The sequence below is a fragment of the Streptomyces prasinopilosus genome (assembly GCF_001419695.1).
GTDB lineage: Bacteria > Actinomycetota > Actinomycetes > Streptomycetales > Streptomycetaceae > Streptomyces > Streptomyces prasinopilosus.
The window spans coordinates 1-6,228 of the sequence record NZ_LIRG01000307.1 but is presented as its reverse complement, the minus strand read 5'-3'; the positions used below and the strand labels follow the sequence as shown (position 1 = coordinate 6,228).

Below are 6,228 nucleotides of genomic sequence, written 5' to 3'. Positions count from 1 at the left end.
CCGCCCCCCACACGCGGTGGAACGGCAACCAGCACACCCACCAGGACCGGCGAACCACGTGAGCTCCTCTTCCTCCATCCACGGCCTGCCGCACCCCCAGGTGCGGCGGGGAAACCGCGGCGCTCATCGACTGGTCCGTACCCCGCCGGCCCGCACATCCCCCCCTCGGCTGGACGCCGCGCAGCGCTCCGTGGTTGACCACGGGACCGGACCGATGCTCGTCCTCGCAGGCCCGGGCACCGGGAAGACGACCACCCTGGTCGAATCGGTGGCCGCGCGGATCGCCCGCGGAGGTGACCCCGAACGCATCCTCGTGCTGACGTTCAGCCGCAGGGCGGCGGTCGAGCTGCGCGACCGCATGGCCCTGCGCACGGGAGCCGCGCACGCGCCCCGGGCGACCACGTTCCACTCGCTGTGCTACGCCCTGATCCGCGCCCACCAGGACAGCGACCTCTTCGTCGAGCCGCTGCGGCTGCTGTCGGGCCCCGAGCAGGACGTCACCGTCCGCGAGCTGCTCGCGGGCCAGGTCGACCTGGAACGCCTCGGCCTGGCGCACGTGCGCTGGCCGGACGAACTGCGCGCCTGCCTGACCACCCGCGGCTTCGCCGACGAGGTCCGCGCGGTGCTCGCCCGCAGCCGCGAGCTGGGCCTCGGCCCGGATGCCCTGGAGGCCTTCGCCCGCCGCATCGGACGCCCCGACTGGCGTGCCGCGTCCGCCTTCCTCGCCGAGTACCTCGACGTCCTCGACCTGCAGGGCGTCCTCGACTACGCCGAACTGGTCCACCGCGCGGTGCTCCTCGCCCACCGCCCCGAGACCGCCCGACAGCTCGCCGCGCGCTACGACGCCGTCTACGTGGACGAGTACCAGGACACCGACCCGGCGCAGGTGCGGCTGCTGCAGGCACTGGCCGGCGGCGGCCGCACCCTGGTCGCCCTCGGCGACCCGGACCAGTCGATCTACGCCTTCCGGGGCGCGGACGTGAACGGCATCCTGGACTTCCCCGACGCCTTCCCCCGCACGGACGGCCGCCCGGCCCCGGTCGAGGTGCTGCGCGTCGCGCGCCGCTCCGGCGCGGCACTGCTGGCCGCCACCCGCCTGATCACCCAGCGCATGCCGCTGCCCCGCCTGCCCGCCGAGAAGGCCCGCGCCCACCGGGAGCTCGCCCCGGTACGGGACGGCGGCCGGACCGAGGTCTACACGTACCCGACCTCCGGCACGGAGCTGGACAACATCGCCGACATCCTGCGCAGGGCCCATCTGGAGGACGGCGTCGCCTGGAACGACATGGCCGTCCTGGTGCGGGCCGGCTCCCGCAGCCTTCCCGTCGTCCGCCGCGCCCTCGCCTCGGCGGGCGTTCCGGTGGACGTCGACGGCGACGACCTCCCCCTGCGCCACGAACCGGCGGTGGCCCCGCTGCTCACGGCCCTGCGAGCGGTGGCGACCGCGGAGGCGACCGACGGGCCGGAGCGGGAGCCGGAGAATCCTGGGCAGGAGCAGGAGCAGGAGCAGGAGCAGGAGCAGGAGCAGGAGCAGGAGCAGGAGCAGGAGCAGGAGCAGGAGCAGGAGCAGGAGCAGCGCCCCTGGCTCGACACCGAGACCGCGCTCACCCTGCTCACCTCCCCCCTCGCCGGCATGGACGCCGCCGACCTGCGCCGCCTCGGCCGGGCCCTGCGCGAGGAGGAGCGGGCAGCGGGCAACGTGCTGCCGCCGCCCTCGGACGAACTCCTCGCGCGGGCGCTGGCCGAACCCGAGCGGCTGGTCGTGCACGACCCCGCCTACGCGCGCGGAGCCCAGCGGCTCGGCGCGCTGCTGCGCACGGCACGCGAGCGCCTCGCGAACGGCGGGACCGCCGAGGAGGCGCTGTGGGACCTGTGGGACGGCACCCCCTGGCCCGCGCGGCTGGAACGCTCCGCCCACCGCGGCGGAGCGGCCGGACGCAACGCCGACCGGGACCTCGACGCGGTGTGCGCCCTGTTCGCGACCGCCGCCCGCGCGGAGGAACGCACCGGAGGCCGCGGCGCCCTGAACTTCCTGGAGGAGATCGACGCCGAGGACATCGCCGCGGACACCCTCACCCGTCGCGCCGTGCGCCCCGACGCCGTACGCCTGATGACCGCGCACCGGTCCAAGGGCCTGGAGTGGCGGCTGGTCGTCGTGGCCGGCGTCCAGGAGGGCCTGTGGCCCGACCTGCGCCGCCGGGGCTCCCTGCTGGAGGCCGACCGGATCGGCCGCGACGGGCTCGCCGAACCGCTCACCCCCGCCGCCCTCCTCGCCGAGGAGCGCCGCCTGTTCTACGTCGCCGCCACCCGCGCGCGCGAACGGCTCGTGGTGACGGCCGTGAAGGCCCCCGCCGACGACGGCGACCAGCCCTCCCGCTTCCTGACCGAACTCGGCGTCGAGCCCAAGGACGTCACCGGGCGCCCGCGCCGCCCCCTGTCCGTCGCCGCGCTCGTCGCCGAGCTGCGCGCGACCACCGTCGACCCGCGCGTCTCCGGCCCCCTCAGGGAGGCCGCGGCCCGCCGGCTGGCCCGGCTCGCCGCCCTCACCGACGAGGACGGCCGCCCCCTGGTGCCGTCCGCCCACCCGTACCGCTGGTGGGGGATGTACGAGCCCACCCGGAGCAAGGTGCCGCTGCGCAGCCGCGACCAGCCCGTCGTGCTCTCCGGCAGCGCCCTCGACCAGCTGGCCAACACCTGCGCCCTGCAGTGGTTCCTCGGCCGGGAGGTGAAGGCCGACGCCCCCGCGACCGCCGCCCAGGGCTTCGGCAACGTGGTGCACGTCCTCGCCGACGAGGTGGCCTCCGGGCGGACCCCGGCCGACCTCGACGTCCTCATGGAACGGCTCGACTCCGTGTGGAACGCGCTCGCCTTCGACGCGCCCTGGAAGTCCCAGCAGGAGAAGCGGAACGCGCGCGTGGCACTCGAACGCTTCCTCGAGTGGCACGTCATGGACCGCGCCGGCCGCACCCCGGTGGCCAGCGAGCACGACTTCGACGTCCGGCTCGAAGCCGGCGACTACGAGGTCCGCGTCCGCGGACAGATGGACCGCGTCGAGACCGACGGCGAGGGCCGCGCCTACGTCGTCGACTTCAAGACCGGCAAGCACGCCCCCAGCTCCGCCGAGGTGGCCCGCCACCCCCAGCTCGCCGTCTACCAGCTCGCCGTGCGGGAAGGCGCCGTCGACGAGGTGTTCGACGGGAAGCGGCCCGGGACGGGCGGCGCCGAACTGGTCCAGCTACGCCGGCCGGCCGCCCGACGGGACGGCGGGGAGACCCTGCCCAAGGTGCAGGCCCAGGAGCCGCTGGAGGGGGAGCGGGGGGAGTGGGTCGGCGACCTGCTGGCGACGGCCGCCGGGAAGGTCCTCGACGAACGCTTCACCCCGAGCGCCGGGCAGCACTGCACCCACTGCGCCTTCCGCGCCTCGTGCAGCGCCCGCCCCGAGGGCCGGCACGTGATCGAGTGACCCGGACGGCCCCGTCCCGCGCACGGGGACCCGGCGGGGCCGCCCCCGGTGCGGCGCGTCGGCGACCGGTGGCCGGCCCCGGCCGACCGCCGCTGACCGGCGTGACGTATCGCACCACCCGCGCCGACCTGCGCTTCTCCCTCCGAAGAGGGGTGGCGCGGCCCTTTGTGTCGGCGGTCGCGGCTAGCCTCTGCACGTGCCTGCACGCATCAGTGATCCCGAGCAGCTCAAGGAGCTCCTCGGGATCCCTTTCACCCCCGAGCAGACGGCCTGCATCATCGCGCCGCCCGCTCCCCAGGTGATCGTGGCCGGAGCGGGCTCCGGCAAGACGACGGTGATGGCGGCACGCGTGGTGTGGCTGGTCGGCACCGGCCAGGTCGCCCCGGAACAGGTGCTCGGCCTCACGTTCACCAACAAGGCCGCCGGCGAACTCGCCGAACGCGTCCGCAAGGCGCTGGTCAAGGCGGGCGTCACCGATCCGGACACCATCGACCCGGACAACCCGCCGGGCGAACCGGTGATCTCCACCTACCACGCCTTCGCGGGCCGCCTCCTGACCGACCACGGGCTGCGCATCGGCCTCGAACCGACCTCCCGCCTCCTCGCCGACGCCACCCGCTACCAGCTCGCCGCGCGGGTGCTGCGCGAGGCCCCCGGCCCCTACCCCGCCCTCACCCGTTCCTTCACCGACCTGGTCGGCGACCTCCTCACCCTCGACGGCGAACTCTCCGAGCACCTCGTACGGCCCGAGGAACTGCGCGGCCACGACACCGAGCTGCTGCGCGCCCTGGAGGACGCCAAGCTCACCAACGCCGACCTGCGCAAAGTGCCCGAAGCGGCCGCCGCACGGCGCGAACTCGCCGACCTCGTCCTGCGCTACCGGGCCGCCAAGCGCGACCGCGACCTGCTCGACTTCGGCGACCAGATCGCCCTGTCGGCCCGGCTCGCCGGGATCCCCGAGGTGGGCCGCCTCCTGCGCGAGGAGTTCCGCGTGGTCCTCCTCGACGAGTACCAGGACACCTCGGTCGCCCAGCGCGTCCTCCTCGCCGGCCTGTTCGGCGGCGGCACCGGCCACCCGGTCACCGCCGTCGGTGACCCCTGCCAGGCCATCTACGGCTGGCGCGGCGCCTCCGTCGCGAACCTGGACGACTTCCCCGAACACTTCGCCCGGGCCGACGGCGGACCCGCCACCCGCCAGTCGCTCAGCGAGAACCGCCGCAGCGGCGGCCGCCTGCTGGACCTCGCCAACGGGCTCGCCGAGCCGCTGCGCGCCATGCACGCGGGCGTGGAGGCCCTCCGCCCGGCCCCGGGCGCCGAACACGACGGCACCGTCCGCTGCGCCCTGCTGCCCACCCACGCCGAGGAACTCGACTGGCTCGCCGACTCCATCGCCCACCTCGTGAACACCGGCAGGGCGCCCGGTGAGATCGCCGTACTGTGCCGCACGGCGACGGACTTCGCCGAGATCCAGGGCGCCCTGGTGGCCCGGGACGTCCCCGTCGAGGTGGTCGGCCTGTCCGGACTGCTGCACCTGCCCGAGATCGCCGACCTGGTCGCCGTCTGCGAGGTCCTCCAGGACCCCGGCGCCAACGCCTCGCTCGTCCGTCTGCTGACCGGCCCCCGCTGGCGCATCGGCCCGCGCGACCTCGCCCTCCTCGGCCGCCGCGCCCGCCTGCTCGTGGCCCACGCGCGCGTGGACGGCGAGGACGACCCCGACCGCCGCCTCGCCGAAGCCGTCGAGGGCACCGACCCGTCCGAGGTGATCTCGCTCGCCGACGCCCTCGACACGTTCCTGGAGTCCCCGCTGGACGGCCGGGGGGACGACGACGGGCTGCCCTTCTCACCGGACGCGCGCGTGCGGTTCGCCCGGCTGGCCGCCGAACTGCGCGACCTGCGCCGCTCCCTGGCCGACCCGCTGATGGACGTCCTGCACCGCGTCCTCGCCGTCACCGGCCTGGAGATCGAACTGTCGGCGTCCCCGCACGCCCTGGCCGCCCGCCGCCGCGAGACCCTCTCCAACTTCCTCGACGTCGCCGCCTCCTTCGCCGCCGGGGACGCCGAGGCCGGCCTGCTCGCCTTCCTCGGCTTCCTGCGCACCGCCGCCCAGTACGAGAAGGGCCTCGACAACGCGCTGCCCGGCGGCGAGAACACCGTCAAGGTCCTCACCGCGCACAAGTCCAAGGGCCTGGAATGGGACGTCGTGGCCGTCCCCGGACTGGTCACCGGCACCTTCCCCAGCGGCCAGGGCCGCGAGAAGTGGACCGCGCAGGGCAAGGTCCTGCCGCACGGGCTGCGCGGCGACGCCGACACCCTGCCCGACGTCGGATCCTGGGACGCCCGGGGCCTGAAGGCCTTCCACGAGGCGATGAAGGACCACCAGCACACCGAGGAGCTCCGCCTCGGCTACGTCACCTTCACCCGCCCCCGCTCGCTGCTGCTCGGCTCCGGCCACTGGTGGGGGCCCTCCCAGAAGAAGCCGCGCGGGCCGTCCGCGTTCCTCCGGGCCCTCCACAACCACTGCGCCGCCGGGTACGGCGAGATCGAGGCATGGGCGGACGAGCCCGCCGAGGACGACGAGAACCCCGCCCTGCGGCGGGCGGCCCAGGACCAGGCGTGGCCCCTCCCCCTGGACGACGACGCCCTCGCCCGCCGCCGCGCCGCCGCCGACACCGTCCTGGCCCACCTCGAGGACCTCGCCGCTCACCCCGGCGACCCGTCCCCGGCCGTACACGCCGCGGACCCGTACGACGACCCGGACTGGCCCC

2 protein-coding genes are annotated in these 6,228 nt (G+C 75.4%); both read left to right on the top strand.

Annotated elements, in window-relative coordinates:
• Nucleotides 1-58: 58 nt before the first annotated feature.
• On the top strand, nt 59-3,463 hold the full coding sequence (locus tag AOK18_RS13870) for an ATP-dependent helicase (protein ID WP_079105007.1): 3,405 nt from the start codon (nt 59-61) through the stop codon (nt 3,461-3,463).
• A 196-nt stretch (nt 3,464-3,659) separates the two neighbouring features.
• The coding region (locus AOK18_RS13865) for an ATP-dependent helicase (RefSeq protein WP_055694554.1) at nt 3,660-6,228 on the top strand (2,569 nt) is incomplete at its 3' end.